This is a genomic window from Nocardiopsis halotolerans DSM 44410, from assembly GCF_000341065.1.
GTDB lineage: Bacteria > Actinomycetota > Actinomycetes > Streptosporangiales > Streptosporangiaceae > Nocardiopsis > Nocardiopsis halotolerans.
This window is the reverse complement of the sequence record NZ_ANAX01000380.1, coordinates 1-17,143: the sequence shown is the minus strand read 5'-3', so window position 1 is coordinate 17,143 and position 17,143 is coordinate 1. Positions and strand designations below refer to the sequence as shown.

General features: G+C 70.4%; 16 protein-coding genes. 10 read left to right on the top strand and 6 right to left on the bottom strand.

Features of this window, described 5'->3' with window-relative positions; all coding sequences use genetic code 11:
- Nucleotides 1–90: 90 nt before the first annotated feature.
- The 3 genes from D455_RS0127470 to D455_RS0127460 form a co-directional block, all read right to left on the bottom strand.
- Nucleotides 91–1,095, bottom strand: a complete 1,005-nt coding sequence (locus tag D455_RS0127470; RefSeq protein WP_017573864.1) for a C40 family peptidase — start codon at nucleotides 1,093–1,095, stop codon at nucleotides 91–93.
- 362 nt (nucleotides 1,096–1,457) lie between these two features.
- On the bottom strand, nucleotides 1,458–2,861 hold the full coding sequence (locus tag D455_RS0127465) for an NYN domain-containing protein (RefSeq protein WP_017573863.1): 1,404 nt from the start codon (nucleotides 2,859–2,861) through the stop codon (nucleotides 1,458–1,460).
- On the bottom strand, nucleotides 2,858–3,139 hold the full coding sequence (locus D455_RS0127460; protein ID WP_017573862.1) for a hypothetical protein: 282 nt from the start codon (nucleotides 3,137–3,139) through the stop codon (nucleotides 2,858–2,860). Before D455_RS0127460 ends, D455_RS0127465 begins: the two co-directional genes overlap by 4 nt.
- A gap of 132 nt (nucleotides 3,140–3,271) precedes the next feature.
- Here D455_RS0127460 and D455_RS0127455 point away from each other — a divergent pair, with 132 nt between their 5' ends.
- From D455_RS0127455 to D455_RS0127440, 4 genes are read left to right on the top strand one after another with little or no spacing between them, the layout of a single operon-like run.
- Nucleotides 3,272–5,032, top strand: coding sequence for a DEDD exonuclease domain-containing protein (locus tag D455_RS0127455; protein WP_026123040.1), 1,761 nt, complete (start codon nucleotides 3,272–3,274; stop codon nucleotides 5,030–5,032).
- On the top strand, nucleotides 5,010–5,774 hold the full coding sequence (locus D455_RS0127450) for a rhomboid family intramembrane serine protease (RefSeq protein WP_017573860.1): 765 nt from the start codon (nucleotides 5,010–5,012) through the stop codon (nucleotides 5,772–5,774). The genes D455_RS0127455 and D455_RS0127450 overlap by 23 nt, the downstream gene beginning before the upstream one ends.
- A 60-nt stretch (nucleotides 5,775–5,834) precedes the next feature.
- On the top strand, nucleotides 5,835–6,110 hold the full coding sequence (locus D455_RS0127445) for an Lrp/AsnC family transcriptional regulator (RefSeq protein WP_017573859.1): 276 nt from the start codon (nucleotides 5,835–5,837) through the stop codon (nucleotides 6,108–6,110).
- A 2-nt stretch (nucleotides 6,111–6,112) separates the two neighbouring features.
- Nucleotides 6,113–6,547, top strand: coding sequence for a protein-tyrosine phosphatase family protein (locus D455_RS0127440; RefSeq protein ID WP_017573858.1), 435 nt, complete (start codon nucleotides 6,113–6,115; stop codon nucleotides 6,545–6,547).
- A gap of 237 nt (nucleotides 6,548–6,784) precedes the next feature.
- Here D455_RS0127440 and trpD read toward each other — a convergent pair whose 3' ends face one another.
- Nucleotides 6,785–7,891 (bottom strand): anthranilate phosphoribosyltransferase, encoded by a 1,107-nt coding sequence (gene trpD / locus D455_RS0127435; protein WP_017573857.1) that lies wholly within the window; start codon nucleotides 7,889–7,891, stop codon nucleotides 6,785–6,787.
- Nucleotides 7,892–8,109: 218 nt separating this feature from the next.
- On the bottom strand, nucleotides 8,110–8,544 hold the full coding sequence (locus D455_RS0127425) for a response regulator transcription factor (protein WP_017573855.1): 435 nt from the start codon (nucleotides 8,542–8,544) through the stop codon (nucleotides 8,110–8,112).
- Nucleotides 8,545–9,026: 482 nt separating this feature from the next.
- Here D455_RS0127425 and ctaE point away from each other — a divergent pair, with 482 nt between their 5' ends.
- Genes ctaE through qcrB form a run of 4 tightly spaced genes read left to right on the top strand, consistent with a single transcriptional unit; the run spans nucleotide 9,027 to nucleotide 13,373 of the window.
- Nucleotides 9,027–9,653: an aa3-type cytochrome oxidase subunit III gene (ctaE, locus tag D455_RS0127420; RefSeq protein ID WP_169552687.1), complete on the top strand. Its 627-nt coding sequence runs from the start codon at nucleotides 9,027–9,029 to the stop codon at nucleotides 9,651–9,653.
- A 17-nt stretch (nucleotides 9,654–9,670) separates the two neighbouring features.
- On the top strand, nucleotides 9,671–10,612 hold the full coding sequence (qcrC, locus tag D455_RS0127415) for a cytochrome bc1 complex diheme cytochrome c subunit (RefSeq protein ID WP_083922495.1): 942 nt from the start codon (nucleotides 9,671–9,673) through the stop codon (nucleotides 10,610–10,612).
- A complete protein-coding gene (gene qcrA / locus D455_RS0127410; protein ID WP_017573852.1) occupies nucleotides 10,605–11,717 on the top strand; it encodes a cytochrome bc1 complex Rieske iron-sulfur subunit in 1,113 nt (370 codons plus the stop codon). Before qcrC ends, qcrA begins: the two co-directional genes overlap by 8 nt.
- Before the next feature lie 3 nt (nucleotides 11,718–11,720).
- Nucleotides 11,721–13,373: a cytochrome bc1 complex cytochrome b subunit gene (qcrB, locus tag D455_RS0127405; protein ID WP_017573851.1), complete on the top strand. Its 1,653-nt coding sequence runs from the start codon at nucleotides 11,721–11,723 to the stop codon at nucleotides 13,371–13,373.
- 371 nt (nucleotides 13,374–13,744) lie between these two features.
- Here qcrB and D455_RS0127400 read toward each other — a convergent pair whose 3' ends face one another.
- Nucleotides 13,745–15,544 (bottom strand): AMP-dependent synthetase/ligase, encoded by a 1,800-nt coding sequence (locus D455_RS0127400; RefSeq protein WP_017573850.1) that lies wholly within the window; start codon nucleotides 15,542–15,544, stop codon nucleotides 13,745–13,747.
- Nucleotides 15,545–16,075: 531 nt separating this feature from the next.
- Between D455_RS0127400 and D455_RS0127395 the strand changes: the two genes are divergently transcribed.
- Together D455_RS0127395 and D455_RS0127390 are read left to right on the top strand one after the other, a co-directional pair.
- Nucleotides 16,076–16,522, top strand: coding sequence for a hypothetical protein (locus D455_RS0127395; RefSeq protein ID WP_017573849.1), 447 nt, complete (start codon nucleotides 16,076–16,078; stop codon nucleotides 16,520–16,522).
- Nucleotides 16,523–16,671: 149 nt separating this feature from the next.
- On the top strand, nucleotides 16,672–17,143 hold a 472-nt coding region (locus tag D455_RS0127390; RefSeq protein ID WP_017573848.1), incomplete at its 3' end, for an ROK family protein.

The window sequence follows — 17,143 nt, the reverse complement described above, 5'->3', positions numbered from 1 at the left end:
CCGCAGACTCACCAAATGATATGAGCTCTTAAACGGCGGAGGGGTCGTTCACCCGCGCGGGTGAACGACCCCTCCGGAGTCCGGGGCCTTCTACGGCCGGACGGCGAACTGGAACTGGCTGGCCCAGTACGCGGCCAGACCGACGACCTCGATGTTGCGTCCGCTGCTCGGCGCGTGCACCATCTGGCCGTTGCCCGCGTAGAGCCCGTCGTGGGTCAGGCCGCCGTAGAAGAACATGATGTCGCCGGGCTGGAGGGCGTTCATGTCGTAGATGCGCTGGCCCACCTCGGCCTGGGCGTAGGTGGTGCGGGGCAGGTCGACGCCGCCCGCGCGCCAGGCGGCCTGGACCAGGCCGGAGCAGTCGTAGCCGTTGGGTCCGGTGCCGCCCCAGACGTAGGGCTTGCCGATCTGGGCGTAGGCGAAGTCCAGCGCGGCGCCCGCGTTGCCCGTGGCGGAGCCGGTGTAGGACTGGCCCGCGCTGTCGTTGGAACCCTCGGCACCGGGGTCCTCGACGCTCGGGAACTCGGCGAGGAGGGCCTCCTGCTCCTCGACCTTGGCCTCGACCTCCTCCTTGGCCTCCTCGGCCTCCTCCAGGGCCTGCTCCGCCTCCTCCAGGGCCTCCTCGGCCTCGTCCTTGAGGGCGAACAGACGCTCGTGGGAGGCGCCGAACTCGTCCAGCTGGGCCTGCTGGGCCTCCGACAGGTAGTTCAGGTCGGCGTTCTGCTCCAGCATCTCCTCCGGTCCGGAGGAGGACAGGATGTTGGCCATGGAGTTCACGTCGCCGGACTGGTAGGTGGCGCTGGCGAGCTGCTGGACCTCCTCGCGCAGCTCCTCGTAGCGCTCCTCCTCGTCGCCGACCCGCTCCTCCAGGTCCTCGTAGAGGGTCTCGGCGACCTCGTGGTCCTCCTCGGCCTGGTTGTACTCCTCGACGGCCGCGGAGGCTTCCTCGTTCAGTTCGGCGAGACGGTCCTCGACCTCGTCCCGGGTGGGTTCCGCGTACGCGGTCCCCGGCGAGATCAGGGTGCTGGCGACGACCGCGCTGATTCCGGTCGTGGCAGCGAATCGGCGAGCCGTACGCCGACCGGGCTTGTCCATGGCGGTCCACGCTCCTCGGGGTTGGTCACGTCCGCACGGGGGTGCTGGGAGAACAGGGATCGCCCGCGCGGGGGCGCGGGCGGGGTGAGTGCGCGGGTCCCCGACCGATGGGCACAGGCATGGCCTTCTATCCGGTGGAGCACTCACGTTCCGGGAAGAACCTAGCGGACCGTCCCGCACGGCTCAACCACGGGGGCACCGACGCACCGGTGTTCACGGTGGGGCACGGGGATCCCGGGCGGCACGTCCACGCTGGGAACACCCCATGGTGCGAACACACTAACGAAGGAATAACGTTCTCTCCGTCCGGGCGCCGCACGGCGCCCGGACGGAAGCGGTCGGCCCCGGGCGCGGCCGCCCCGTCAGCCGTGCGTCTCCATGCGGCGCAGGAAGATCGTCGAGGGCACGGCCCTGGCCCCCACCCGGCGCACCGCCGTCACGATCTCCCGGTCGGAGGTGACCACGGCGATGGGCCGTCCGGGGGGTTCGGCGCGCACCAGCCGCACGATCAGCTCGTCCGCGGTCTCCCCGGGCGCGCTGAACAGCAGCCGTACCCGGCGTGTGGGAGCCACCACCGGAGGGGTGTCCACGTCCGCGCCGTCGAACACGCAGGTGATCTCGGCCTTGGTCCGGCTGGCCAGGCCCTCCAGGGAGTTCATCAGCCTGGTGCGCTGGTCGGCCAGGGGAAGGGTCCCGTAGCCGGTCTTGGTGACGTTGTAGCCGTCCACCAGCAGGTGGACGCCGGGCACCGTCAGCAGGTGCTCCAGCAGGCCGGGGTCGTCGTCGGGCAGCCCGCCCAGCGACACGCGCCGCTGCTGCTCGGTCTCGGCCACCAGGTCGGCGGGGTTGTCCAGGGCGGCGGGCAGCGCCAGTTCCCGGCGCAGCCCGTGGGAGGCGTCCACCAGCACGTCCAGGAGCACGCGCAGTCGCGCCTCGTCGGCGTTGCGTCCGGTGCGCACCGCCCGTCGCGCGTTCTCCACCTGGGTCTCGGCGGCGGACAGCCGGGACCGCAGCCTCCGGTTCTCCGACTCCAGCGCGCTGATCCGCGCGGTCGTCTCGGACTCGCGGTCGGCCGTCTCGGCCAGGGCGCGTGAGGCCCGCTCGGTGGCCTCCTTGGCCCGCTGCCGCTCGGTGTGGACCTTGCGGCGCAGGTCGGCGATCTCGGTGCGCTGGGACTTGATCTGGGAGCGCAGCCGTTCCTGTTCCTCCTGGTGGCCGTGCCGGGTCTCGTCCAGTTGACGGCGCGCTGCGTCGAGCGCCTCGGCGGCCTGGTCCGCCTCCCTGGCGCTGTTCTGGCGTTCCAGTTCGCGGTGGACGCCCTCGATGATGTCGGGCCAACCGTCGGGGCGCAGCAGGTAGGCGCACGCCGCCACGGCCACGGGGTCGGCCGCGGGCGGCACCACGCCCGAGCGCAGGCCCTCGGCCAGCTCGGGCCAGACCTGCTCGACCCGGGCCGCGACCATCGCCCGGAAGGCGTCGTCGCTCTCCAGTTGGGCGGCGATCTGCGGTCCGGCGAGTTTGGCCCTGCGGCGCGGCTCGAACCTGGCGACCCTGCGCAGCAGTGGGGGCAGGTCGCCCGCGCGCATGCCGCCGAGCACGTCCGAGCCGTACTCGACGACCCGGGCGCGCACGGGTTCGGGCAGGGGGCGGGTCAGATGTGTCCCGTCGTTGTCGGCGCCGCCGTCCGCGGTGTCCGTCGCGTGGACGTCCTCGTCGTGCCCGCCGGTGCCGTCGAAGTCACCGCCCGCCTCCGGGCGGGCGCTCATGCCTGACCCGTCGGGCTCTCCGCCGAGGAGTCGGAGACCGACCGGTCGGCGTCGGGGCGGGCGATGATCTCCACGCTGTCGGTGGCGCCGCACCAGCGGCACTTCACCCGTTCGATGGTCTCGGAGAGCACGGTGCGCTCCTCGACGCCTCCCTCACCGGCCAGATCCAGGTGGACGTAGTCCTGGGAACGGACGGTCCGGGTCACGTCGAACCGGGTGAGATTGCCGCATCCGGTGCACCGCCATCGCTCACTGTCACCCGGCATCGCGATCCCCACGGTTCCTCCCTCGTTTCGTGCTCCGGCGGGGGCGGTGGTCCGCCCGCCGCCCTGATGACCCACATCTTTGCATGTCGGGCAGGTCAGACCGTATTCCGACGGGTTGTCCCCGCCGCCGACTACCCTGACCGGGTGGTTCGACAGTCCGATGCGCCCACCGGCGTCCAAACCAGCATCAGCGACCTCGGTACGCCGTTGGCCGCGGCGACGTTCGTCGTGCTGGACCTGGAGACCACCGGTACCAGCGCGAGCGGATCGCGGATCACGGAGGTCGGCGCGGTCAGGGTGCGCGGCGGGGAGGTCGTCGACGAGTTCTCCACCCTGGTCAATCCCGGTACCCCCATACCGGCCAACATCACGCTCCTGACGGGGATCACGCAGTCGATGGTGGCCACGGCCCCTTCGATGGAGGAGGTCCTGCCGGGTGTGCTGGCCTTCCTCGACGCCGATCCCGGCACCGTGCTGGTGGCCCACAACGCGCCCTTCGACACGGGTTTCCTCAGGGCGGCGTGCGAGCGCCACGGGGTGGACTGGCCCGGTTACCCGGTCGTGGACACGCTGCGCCTGGCCCGCGCGGTGCTCGCCCGGGGGGAGACGCGCAACCACAAGCTGGGGACGCTCGCCGCCCACTTCGGGGTCCGGGTCACCCCCAACCACCGGGCCCTGGACGACGCGCGCGCCACGGTCGGTGTCCTGAACGGGCTCGTGGAGCGCCTGCGTCCCCTGGGCGTGTCGAGTGTGGAGGAGCTGCGCGCGGTCACCAAACCGCCGACGAAGGCCCAGCGGAGCAGACGCCACCTGGCGGAGGGGCTGCCCGAGGAACCGGGGGTGTACGTGTTCACCGACGCCCGCGGGGCCAGCCTCTACGTGGGCAAGAGCAAGAACCTGCGCCGCCGGGTGCGCAGCTACTTCACCGCGGCCGAGAACCGCCAGCGCATCCGCGAGATGGCGGGGTTGGTGGAGGGCGTCACGCCCATCGTGTGCGCCAGCGAGCTGGAGGCCTCCGTCCGCGAGCTGCGCGTCATCGCCGAGCGCAAGCCGCCCTACAACCGGCGGTCGCGCAATCCCGAGCGCGCCTCCTGGGTCAAGCTCACCACCGACGCCTATCCGCGCCTGTCGGTGGTGCGCACGGTCAAGGGCGACGGGGCGCCCCACATCGGCCCCTACGCCTCGGCCCGTGAGGCCGAGCAGGCCAGGGAGGCGCTCCTGCACGTCTTCCCGCTGCGGCAGTGCTCCCACACCTTCAGGCCGGGGGCGGGCACCGCGCCGGAGGTGGTGGCGGGAGGCGCTCGGTGGACGGGGGCGTGCGTGCTGGCCCAGCTGGGCCGGTGCGGCGCGCCCTGCGACGGCACCGAGAGCCTGGACGAGTACACGGTGCACGCCGAGGCCGCCCGGGCCGCCATGACCGGGGACCCGGCGCCGGTCGTGGACGCGCACACCGCGCGCATCGCCGAACTCGCGTCCGCCCTGCGCTACGAGGAGGCGGCGAACCTGCGCGACCGCCTCACCGCGTTCGTGCGGGGAGCCCGGCGCGCCCAGCGCCTGACGGCCATCGCCGCCGTCCCGCACCTGGTCGCCGCGCGCCGCACCGTCGCGGGCTGGGAGACGTGCGTGGTCCGCCACGGCCGTCTGGCGGCCGCCGCGGTGCTGCGTCCGGGGACCGACCCGGCCGCGTTCCTGGCCTCGCTCGTGGCCACCGCGGAGTACGTGCCCGCCGGGTACGGACCCAGCCCCAGCGCCCTGCCGGGCGAGACCGAGCTCGTACTGGACTGGCTCGCCGACCCCGCCACGCGGCTGGTGGAGATCGAGGGCGAGTGGACATGCCCGTTGCGTAGCGCCGAGGCGCACACCCAGATGACACACTGGGCGCATGGCCGCGATTCCGCTCAATGACGACTACCCCGTCCGCCGTGTGCCCGTCGTCGCGTACACGCTGGTCGCGGTGAACGTCCTCGTCTACCTGGTGTCGCCGCAGGCGGCGACCGCGGTCTGGTATCCGGCGGACATGGTCGGCCGCTTCTGCGCGATCCAGGACTACTTCATGTTCTGGGGGGCGGTGCCCGCCGAGATCCTGGGCCGGGTCGACCAGGTTCCGCACGTGGTCCCCGAGTGCGGTGGGCTGGACGGCAAACCGGTGTGGTTCTCGGTGCTGAGCTCGATGTTCCTGCATGGCGGTCCGGCGCACCTGATCGGCAACATGGTGTACCTGTTCGTGTTCGGCCCCGTGGTGGAGGACCGGATCGGCAAGCTGCGCTTCGCGGCGCTGTACCTGGCCACCGGGGTCGTCGCCGCCTACGGCTTCGCCCTGACCGACGTGGACGGCGTTATGCCCATGGTCGGCGCCTCGGGTGCCATCTCGGGGGTGCTGGGCGCCTACCTGGTCGTGCAGTTCCGCAGCAGGGTGACCATGCTGGTGTTCGTGGTGATCCCGATGCGCCTGCCCGGGTGGGCCGTGGTGGGCAGCTACTTCGCGCTTCAGTATCTTCTCTACGTCACCACATCGAACGCTCCCGGCGCCGGTGGCGGGGTCGCCTACGCGGCGCACGTGTACGGGTTCATCGCCGGGGTGGTCGTGGGACTGGTGGTCTACCGGCTGCGATGGCGCTCCGGGACGCGGCTCTCCGACGTCTACTAGCGCTCCGCGGCGCGGCCGGCGCGCCCGTCCCGTTATCCGAGGAACCGTCCTGGAGGCACAGTGATCACCGCGATCGTCATGATCAAGGCCGACGTCAACCGCATCCCCGAGGTCGCCGAGGCGATCGCGGAGATCGACGGGGTGAGCGAGGTCTACTCGGTCACCGGTGGGGTCGACCTCATCGCCATGGTGCGGGTCCGCCAGCACGAGGACCTGGCCCAGGTGATCCCCGGGCGGGTGAACAAGGTGGCCGGGGTGCTCTCCTCCGACACCCACATCTCCTTCCAGGCCTACTCCCGACACGACCTCGAGTCGGCCTTCGCGCTGGGGTGGTAGCCGTGGGCGCGACCTCCTGGGAGGCGGACGCGCCGGGGGTGCTCGCCCTGCCCTCGGGCAGGCTGGTGCGCGGCCACGGCCTGAGCCTTCCCCCGCTGTCCGGGCCCGAGCCCGACTTCGCGCTCCACCTCCTGGGCCACGAACCGCCGTCCGTGGCCTGGGAGGCCCGCTGGGTGCGCTGGAGGGACTTCGGCCTGCCCTCCGACGTCGCCGACGCCAACGCGGCCCTGCGCGAGGCGTGGGAGCGCGCGGAGACCGAGCGTGTGGAGGTGGCCTGCGCGGGCGGGCGGGGGCGCACCGGCACGGCGCTGGCGTGTCTGGCCGTGCTGGACGGGGTGCCCGCACGGGAGGCGGTCGCCTACGTTCGCGCGGGGTACTCCCAGCACGCCGTGGAGACGCCCTGGCAGCGGCGTTTCGTCACCCGTTTCCGAGCCTGAACGCGCGGCGGGGGACCGGGCGGGAGTTGTCCACAAGGCCCAGCGGGAAGGGTGGGCGCGGTGCCAGACTGGTATCGGGGGCGCTGCGGGCGTCCGTCGGCGCGGTGACGCGCCCCCGTGTTCCAGTGTGACTGGCCGCCTCCGCTCCCGCCAGCCCGGCCTTCCCCCTGTGGACAACTCCGTGGAGATCCCGCTCGTGCCCGGCCGCCGCGCCCCGCCCCCAGAGTCTCAGCGCCCTCAGATTCCCTTGGCGTACTGCTGGCTGGTCTCCACCCAGCGCTCCAGCGCGCGCTCGGCGTCGCCGCTGTCCACCGCGGCGGCGGCCCGCTCGTATCCGGCGCGCACCGCCTCCAGCAGGGAGCCGTCCACGCCCTCCACGGCGGCCAGCGCGGCGCCCGCGTTGAGCAGCACCGCGTCGCGCACCGGACCGGGGCGGCCCGCGAGCAGGTCGCGTACGGCCTGGGCGTTGAACCCGACGTCGCCGCCCCGCAGGTCCTCGGGCCGGGACCTGGCGATGCCCAGGTCGGCGGGGTCGAGCCTCTCGGGCCGCGCCTCGCCGTCGCGCACCACCCACACCGTGGAGGTGGTCGTGGTGGTCAGCTCGTCCAGGCCGTCGTCACCCCGGAACACCAGCGCGGAGGCGCCGCGGCGGGCGAACACCCCGGCGATCACCTCGCACATGCGCTCGTCGAACACCCCGATGGCCGAGGAGGTCGGCTGTGCCGGGTTGGTCAGCGGACCCAGGAAGTTGAACACCGTGGGCACGGCGAGCTCACGGCGGGTCCTGGCCGCGAAGCGCAGCGAAGGGTGGAACAGCGGGGCGAAGCAGAAGGTGATGCCCGCCTCCTCCGCCACACGGGCGGTCAGTTCCGGCGGCAGATCCAGGACCACGCCCAGGCGCTCCAGCACGTCGGCGGTGCCGCAGGAGGAGGACGCGGCGCGGTTGCCGTGCTTGACCACGCGGGCGCCCGCGGCCGAGGCCACGATCGCCGCCATCGTCGACACGTTCACGGTGTGGGCGCGGTCGCCGCCGGTGCCGACGATGTCCAGGGTCGGGCCGGAGACGCTGACGCGCACGGCGTTGTCGAGCATGCCCTGGGCCAGGCCGGTCACCTCCGACACGCTCTCGCCCTTGGCGCGCAGCGCGATGGCGAACCCGGCGATCTGGGCGTCGGTCGCGGCCTCGGACATGATCTCGTTCATCGCCCACGCGGTGTCGGAGGCACTGAGGGTCTGCCCGCCCAGCAGGGCGGTGATGAGGTTGGACCAGGTCCGCTCGGTCACGGCGGACCGCTCGTCGGTGACGGCGGCCCCGGGCGCGGCGGAGGGGTTCGGGACGTTCATGATCGGTTGCTCCACGGTGAAGGAAACGGGCACGTGGGAGGCCGGGGCGCGGCGCGTGGCGCGGCCGGAGCGCCCTCAGGCCCCCGGGGAGGGGGACGGGGCGTGGCTGCGCCATCGCCCGATGTCGGCGCCGTGGTGCAGGGCGGCGCCCACCGCGCGGCGGCGGCGCAGTTCCCTCTCGCCGTTGTGATCCGTTCCCGGGCCGTGTCCCACCGGGGTCACCCGCTCAGGGCCGCGACCCGCTGGCGCATGAGCTCGGCCAGGGACTCGGCGAGCGCGACCGGGTCGATCGGGTGGCTGACGACCTGCTCGGCCCGCGACCATGTGGCCAGCCAGCCGTCGTCGCGCCGTCCCACCAGCAGCAGCACCGGCGGGCAGCGGTAGATCTCGTCCTTGACCTGGCGGCACAGGCCCATCCCGCCGACGGGGGAGGTCTCGCCGTCGAAGATCGCCACGTCGACACGAGTGGCGGGGTCGGTGTCCTCCAGCCGGCGCAGGACCATGGGCGCGGTCGCGCACTCGACGAACTCCACCCGGGGANCGGCGGCGGGGCGGCGGCCGACGGCCAGCCGGATCTGCTCACGGGTGTCGGCGTTGTCGCTGTAGACCAGCACGCGCATCCTGGCGCCCGTGTCCGTACCGCTGACCACCATCGCGCAACCGTCCCATCGCGTCTGACCAAGGCCGCCGCCGTGGGGGGTGCGACCGAGGCGTTCGTTGGCTGTGTACCTTCTGACTGTATTGCCTCGCGGGCCCGCTGCCCAGAAGGGCCCGTGGGCCGCGTCCGGAACTGAGACCTTCGACACCACAGGATGCCAGCACGCCCGGGCCGTGCGCTAACCGCGCCCCGAGGGCGCGTTATGCGATGGTGACCTTTTCGATGCCTGGGCGTTGGCTGGTGGGGGTTGAGGCGTCATCCGCGGGGGTACGGAACGCCTCAGCCGCCCAGGATCGCGATTTTCGGTCCCTCGTGGTGCGTCGCGAGCTCGGATGGACCCGCCGAGCCGCTACAGTAACGTCCCAGTCACGGTGAACAGGCCGTCAGGAGGCCTGTGAGGGCCTCGCGCCGGTGCCGATCCGCCGCGTTACGGGGGGTCGAGTACGGGTCTTCGCGAGATGCCGTAATAATGCTCCCGTGGCGACAGCAACCGCGAACCCAAAAACAGCACCGACACCAGCACATGGTGCGGCAAAGCGTCCTGACCTGGTGAGCGTTGGCACCATCGTTTGGTTGGCCAACGAGCTCATGTTCTTCGCTGCGCTGTTCGCGATGTACTTCACCATCCGATCGGTGACCAACGGAAACCCCGCCCTGGGGGAGTGGCCCGACACCCACCTGAACGTTCCGTGGGCGTTGGGCATCACCGTGATCCTGGTGGCTTCCAGCTTCACCGCGCAGGCAGGCGTCTGGGCCGCCGAGCGCGGCGACGTCAGGAAGCTGCGCATGTGGTTCTACATCACGTTCGTCATGGGCCTGATCTTCGTCCTTGGACAGGCCTATGAGTACTACGAGCTCATCGTCCACGAGGGCCTGACTCTCCAGTCGAGCGCCTACGGGTCGATGTTCTACCTGACCACGGGCTTCCACGGACTCCACGTCATCGGTGGGCTGATCGCGTTCCTCATCATGCTGGGACGCACGTACGCCGCGAAGCGCTTCACCCACCAGCAGGCGACCAGCGCGATCGTCGTGTCCTACTACTGGCACTTCGTCGACGTGGTCTGGATCGCTTTGTTCTGCACCATCTACTTCATCCAGTAACCCGAAACGGGGAAACCGTGAAATGGATCACCGCGCGGCGACGGCATCCCCTTGCGGGGTATGTCGTCGTCATCCTCGCGCTAGCCCTGTTCGGGGTGGGGTACGCCGCCCTGGCGCCCACCGCCGAGCAGGCACAGGCGCAGACCCTCGCCGCTGACGCCCCCTCGCAGGAGAACGTCGACGACGTGGACATCGCCAACGGCGAGGACATCTTCAACCAGACGTGCGCGACCTGTCACAACTACGACGGCAGTGGCACCTACGACGAGAACGGCGAGATCCTCCGGGGTCCGGACATCCGTGGCGTCGGCGCCGCGGCCGTCAACTTCCAGGTCAGCACGGGGCGCATGCCGTCCATGGACCCGGACGCGCAGATGCCGCGCAAGCCCATGGCCATGACGGAGGAGGAGCTCGCCGACCTGATCGCGTACTACAACGCGCAGATCAGGACCGGCGGCCCCGACATCCCCTACGACGTCCCCGGCGAGGCGCCGGAGCGGTCGTCCTTCGAGGACGAGGCCTCCTACGAGGCCGCTCTGGAGGAGTACGAGAACGAGTACGACTCCTACCTCGAAGGCGCCGACGACACCCAGATGGGCATGCAGCTCTACCTGACCAACTGCGCGCACTGCCACGGTTGGTCCGGTGGCGGCGGCGCCCTGACCGACGGCCGCTGGGCCCCCGAGATCCACGACGCGACCCCGCGCCAGATCTACGAGGCCATGGTGAGCGGCCCGGGCGCCATGCCGATCTTCAGTGACGGCGCCATCGAGCCCGAGGAGAAGCAGGAGCTCATCTCCTACATCAAGACCCTCCAGGCCGAACCGGACGCCGGAGGCATCTTCGACCTGCAGAGGGTCGGCCAGGTGGCCGAGGGCCTGATCGCGTGGGTCGTTGGTCTGGCCCTGATCATTGCCTGCGCGATCTGGATCACCGCGAAGCAGCGAGCCCATGACTGAGAACAACACCAACGACAACAACGAGGCCGGGGAGCCCGAGCGCGTCGTCGGAACCCCGAAGGCCGACGAGCCCGTGGTGTCCGATGCCACCGCCGCCCCGGAGGCCGGCGAGCACGCCGGCCCGTACGCGGCCTCGGAGACGCACGCGCGTCCGGAGGAGACGCAGCGCCGGGGTGAGAAGATCGCCTCGGTGTGGTTCGTCCTCGCGTTCCTCGGCGGACTCGGCTTCCTGGTCTCCTACTTCCTGTTCCCGCCGGACGCGATCGGCGCCCCGCAGATCGCCCAGTACTCGAACATGCTGCTGGGTGGCTCGCTCACCCTGTCCATGTTCGGTATCGGCGCGGGCATGACGGCGTGGGCCCGCCAGGTGATGCCGCACTACGAGGTGCACTCGCCCTACGACGAGCTGCCCTCCAGCGAGAAGGAGAAGGGCTCCTTCAGCGACTTCTTCATGAGGGGCGCGGACGAGAGCGGCTTCACCAAGCGTCCGCTGATGCGCCGCACCCTCATCCTGGCGATGGTGCCCCTGGGCCTGGCGCCGATCGTGCTGCTGCGTGACACCGGCCCGCTGCCCGGCGGCCAGCTCAAGCACACGACGTGGGAGCCGGGCCGTCGCATGGTCGTCGAGGGCACCGACCGCGCCATCCGCGCGGAGGACTTCGAGAACGACCCCAACGCGATGATCTCCGCCCTGCCCGCGACCGAGCACGGCCACCACCTCAGCCTGAACGAGCAGGCCAAGACGGTCATCCTGCTGATCAAGATCCCCGAGGGGGACTGGCAGGAGCGCATGAAGGAGGAGGTCGAGGGGACCGACGGCGCCACGCGTCTGAACTGGACGCACAACGGCATCGTCGCGTACTCCAAGATCTGCACCCACGTGGGCTGCCCGGCGGCCCTGTACGAGAGCACGACGCACCGCATCCTGTGCCCGTGCCACCAGTCGACGTTCGACGCGGCGAACGCGGCGGAGGTCGTGTTCGGTCCGGCGCACCGCGCCCTGCCGCAGTTGCCGATCAGCGTCGACGACGAGGGTTACCTCATCGCGACCGGCGACTTCACCGCGCCGCCCGGTCCGACGTTCTGGGATTACGCGAAGGACTAGTCGATGAGTAAGACCACGCAAGCACCCAAGGCGCTTCGCGGCGTCGGTAACTTCATCGACGACCGCTTCCACCTGGCCAAGACCGGCGAGAAGAACCTGCGCAAGGTCTTCCCGAACCACTGGTCGTTCATGCTGGGCGAGATCGCGCTGTACTCGTTCATCATCCTGCTGCTCACGGGCGTCTTCCTCACGCTCTGGTTCAAGCCGAGCATGATGGAGATCGTCTACGACGGCTCCTACGAACGCCTCCAGGGCGTCATGATGTCGGAGGCCTACGCCTCCACGCTGCACATCACCTTCGATGTACGCGGCGGGCTCCTGATCCGCCAGATCCACCACTGGGCCGCGCTGATCTTCGTGGCCGCGCTGGTCGTGCACGCGCTCCGCGTGTTCTTCACCGGTGCGTTCCGCAAGCCCCGCGAGATCAACTGGCTGATCGGTGTGGCGATCTTCGCCCTGGCCATGGTCGAGGGTCTCTTCGGCTACTCGCTGCCGGACGACCTGCCCTCGGGCATGGGCGTGCGCATCCTCCAGGGTGTGATGCTGGCGCTGCCGCTCGTCGGTCCGTACGTGTCGATGTTCCTCTTCGGCGGGGAGTTCCCCGGCGAGGACATCATCTCCCGGCTGTACATGCTGCACATCCTGCTGATCCCGGCGCTGCTGCTGGGCCTGATCGTGGCGCACTTCATGATCCTGTGGCACCAGAAGCACACCCAGTACCCGGGCACGGGACGCACGGACAAGACCGTGGTCGGAACACCCATGTTCCCGGCGTTCGCGGTCAAGGCGGGTGGATTCTTCTTCTTCACCTTCGCCGTGATCGCTGGCCTGAGCGCGTTCGTGCAGATCAACCCGATCCACCTGTTCGGGCCCTTCACTCCGACGTCCATCACCTCCGGGCTCCAGCCCGACTGGTACATGGGCTTCATGGAGGGGTCGCTGCGTATCTTCCCGAACTGGTTCGACCTGACGATCTTCGGGTACGCGCTCCCGACGGCCGTGCTCGTTCCCGGCCTGGTCGTCCCGGGCCTGATCTTCGGTGGTCTGGCCGCGTGGCCGTTCATCGAGCAGTGGATCACCGGGGACAAGCGCGCGCACAACGTCGCCGACCGTCCGCGCAACGCGCCGGTGCGCACCGGCGTGGGCGCCGCGGGTGTCACCTTCTACGGCGTGCTCTGGCTGGCCGGGTCCAACGACATCATCTCGGAGACCTTCTCGATCGAGCTGTACGTGAGCACGTACATCTTCCGGGTGCTGGCCATCGTCGGCCCGATCCTGGCGTTCTTCATCGCCAAGCGGGTCTGCCTGGGCCTCCAGCGCCGTGACCGGGAGATGCTGGAGCACGGCTACGAGAGCGGCACCATCCAGCAGCTGCCCAGCGGCGAGTTCATCGAGGTGCACAAGCCCAACTCCGACGGGATGGTCGACATCCTGGAGAGCAAGCCCACCATCACCTCGACGGCACTGGCCGACGACGCCGACACCGACGACAAGGGTGTGGAGAACCCCGAGGCCCGCAAGGGCTCCGGCAAGCTCCGCCGCGCCCTGGCCCGTTGGTACACCAAGGACAACGTGTCCTTTGACGATGTGGAGGCGCACAGCGGCCACCACCTGCACCACTCCTCCCACGAGGAGGAGAAGGAGGCCGCCCACTAGGGCGTCCACAGCGTCGTCGACGGACCCGGCCGCGTCCCGCGGCCGGGTCCGTCGTGTTGTGCGCGGTCGGCGCCGGTACGGGGCCGCCGGGGCGTACGCCCCGGCGCGGAGCTCCCCGGAAGCCGGGCGGGCCCGTCCAGCGCCACCCGCCGGGGCGCACCCGTCTGTCCCTCGGGGGGCCGCCGTCCGAGCAGTGGCACAGGGCGCCCCTGACCCCGTCCGGGGCGGAGGAGCACGGCGGGCATGCCGTCACCACCGTCCGGACGCGTACCCGGGCGCGGTGAGACGCCTGTACGGCCGGGGGAAACGGTGAAGGCCGGTCGTCCCCCCGGGGAGTGACCGGCCTTCACCGTGCGCGACGGGCGCGGGGATCAACCCGCGTAGATGTCGTCGATCTCCTTGCTCCACTGCTTGCTGACCACGTGGCGCTTGACCTTCAGGGAAGCGGTCATCTGACCGTTCTCCTCGGTGAAGTCGCTGGGCAGGATCTTGAACTTCTTGATGCCCTCGGCCTTGGAGACCGCCTTGTTGGCGTTGTCCACGGCCTCCTGAACGGCCGCGTTCAGGTCCGGGTCCCCGACCAGGTCGGCGATCTCACCGCTCTTGTTGTTGGCCTCCCGCCACTGCGCGAACGACTCGGGGTCGATCGTGACCAGCGCGGCGATGAACTTGCGGTTGTCCCCGACCACCATGCACTGGCTGACCAGGGCGTGGGCGCGGATACGGTCCTCCAGGACGGCCGGGGCGACGTTCTTGCCGCCCGCGGTCACGATGATCTCCTTCTTGCGTCCGGTGACGCTCAGGAAGCCGTCGTCGTCCAGCGTGCCGAGGTCGCCGGTGCGGTAGAAGCCGTCCTCGGTGAAGGCCTCCCTGGTGGCCTTCTCGTTCTCCCAGTAGCCGACCATGACGTGGTCGCCCCTGAGGAGGATCTCACCGTCCTCGGCGATCCTGATGGTGGTCCCGGGCAGGGGCTGGCCCACGGTGCCGATCTTGTTGAACTCGGGGCTGTTCACCGAGGTGGGGGCGGTGCTCTCGGTGAGGCCGTAGCCCTCGATGATGGTGAATCCGATCCCCCGGAAGAAGTGGCCCAGGCGCGCGCCCAGCGCGGAGCCGCCGGAGACGGCGTACTCCGCGTTGCCGCCCAGGGCGGCCAGGAGCTTGCCGTAGACCAGTTTGGCGAACAGGGCGTGCTTCACCTTGAGGCCGAGGGGGATCCGGCCGGTGGCCTGCGCCTTGCTGTAGGCGACGGCGGTGTCGGCGGCGGCGCCGAAGATCCGGCCCTTGCCCTCGGCCGTGGCCTTCTGCTCCGCCTTGGTGTAGACCTTCTCGAACACGCGGGGTACCGCGAGCAGGAAGGTCGGCCGGAACACCGAGAGCTGCTCGATCAGCTCCGGTCCGGTGGAGGGGAAGTGGCCGAGGGTGGCCTTGGCCTCGATGACCATGACCTGCACGAAGCGGGCGAAGACGTGGGCCAGCGGCAGGAACAGCAGGGTGGAGGGGTTATCCCTGCCTCGTAGGACCTGCTTGGCCGGGCCCTCCAGCGCGCTGTGGGAGATGAACAGGAAGTTGCGGTGGGTGAGCTTGCACCCCTTGGGGCGGCCGGTGGTGCCCGAGGTGTAGATGAGGGTGGCGGTGTCGTCGGCCCTGACGGCGGTGCGGCGCTTCTCCAGCGTCTCGTCGCCGACACCGGAGCCCGACGCGCGCAGCTCGGCGTACTCGGGGCCGTCGAACTTCCAGATCGGACCGAGCTCGGGGATCCCGGAGCGGACCGACTCGACGCGCTCGGCGTGGGCGTCGGTCTCCACGAAGGCGGCCTTGGCCCCGGAGTTGGAGAGGATCCACTCGATCTGCTCGGCGGAGGAGGTCTCGTAGATCGGAACGGTCACGCCGCCGACGGACCAGATGGCGTAGTCGACGACCGTCCACTCGTAGCGGGTACGCGACATCAGGGCGACGCGGTCGCCGTGCTCGATGCCCGCGTCGATCAGGGCCTTGGCGTACGCGGCGATGTCGCCGTGCAGCTCCGCCACGGTGACGTCGTGCCACTGGCCGGCCTTCTGTCGGCGGGCGGCGACGGCGTTGGGCTCGCTGGACGCGCGCGCGTAGAGCGTGTCGGTCAGCCGCGCGTCGTCGGAGATCTCAGCCTTCGCGGGAGAGCTGTATTCGCGCACGTGGTGCTCCTGGACGTGTACGGGTTCGGGTAGTACGGGACGTGATGACCGTAACAACACAACCCTACTCGTGAGTAGAACGCCCTGTCGTTCGGTATCCAACGGTGACCCTGGGTCGCTCCGGGGCGGGGCGGCGGTGCTGCCGGGTGTGGTTCCTCCTCGGTGGTTCCCGCCCCGGGCCGGGCGCGTACGCGGGCCGTGCCCGCCCCCGTGCGCGCGCCGCCGCCGGAGGGCGCGGAAGCGTGCAGGTCAGGGCGATGGTGCGGGTTCCTCCCCCGTACGCACGCGAGACTATACGCTCGGCGTAGCTTTTGCGCACCTCATGAGAACCATGAGTTGTATGTGACATTGGCGCGCTTTCTGGACTTTTCGTGGAAGATTGTCGGTTTTCCATATCCTCACTCCGCGTAGTCGTGTGCTTCGGCTTCCTCCCGTCCCTGATTGGTCCCTGAACCTGCCCTGAGAAACCTCCCCGCCCCGTCCGTCGCCGGTTACCGTGAAGCAGAACGCGGCGCGAAGGAGGAGACGGACATGACGGAGAACGCCGGTCGCGACGGTGGTGCGGGTGAGGGAAGGGGCGAGGGCTCCGACCTCATCGACGACGCGCTGAAGCTGGTGGACGGTCTCCAGCGCAAGCTGCTGGTGGCCGGGGTCAAGCGGGGGGTGGGAGCCGTGGTCTCGCCGCCCCCGGACAAGGGAGACGTGTGGGAGGAGGCCATCCGCCTGGAGTCGGGGCAGCGGCGTCCCCCGCTGGAGGAGTTGCTCGACATCGTGCGCACGTCCGGTCCCGAGGTCGCCGGGCACCTGGGGCGTGCCGGACTGGCCGTTGCCGGGGCCGTGGGCCGCACGTGGGACGTGTTCGAGCGCTCCCTGGAGCAGACGCGCAACGACGCCGGGTCCGGAACGCGTCCGGAGGGCGGGACGGACCGTGGTGGAGACGGCACCGAAGGCGACGGTCGGCAGGTCACGGCGGGGTGATCCGCGGGGGATCACGGTTCGACCCCAGGGGTGTTCGGGGCGGCCTCGTGCCTGGTTTAATCGGATGGCACGCATCATCTGAAAAACCTTTGCCATGAACCTTGAGACTTATGTCAGAGTTCGGGCGTAAGTACGAAGGAGCTGCCCTCATGCTGACCATCGGTGTAGACATCGGCGGGACCAAGGTCGCCGCCGGAGTCGTCGACCCCGAGGGGCAGATCCTGGACAAGGTCAAGTACCCCACTCCCTCCAACGACCCCCGGGGTCTGGCCGACGTCGTCGCCCGAGCCGTCGACGAGCTGCGCGGCAGGCAGGAGTCCGGCGCCGTCGGTGCCGTCGGCGTGGGCGTGGCCGGGTTCGTGGACGAGGACCGCGCCACCGTCCAGGTCGCCGTCAACCTCGGTCTGCGCGACGAGCCCCTGCGGGACCACGTCCAGGAACGCGTCGGGCTGCCCGTGGTCATCGAGAACGACGCCAACGCCGCCGCATGGGCCGAGGCCCGGTTCGGCGCCGGACGCGGCAGCGGCCACATCGTCTGCGTCACGCTGGGCACAGGCATCGGCGGCGGCCTGGTGCTCAACGGCACCCTGCACCGGGGCCGTTACGGCGTGGCCGCGGAGG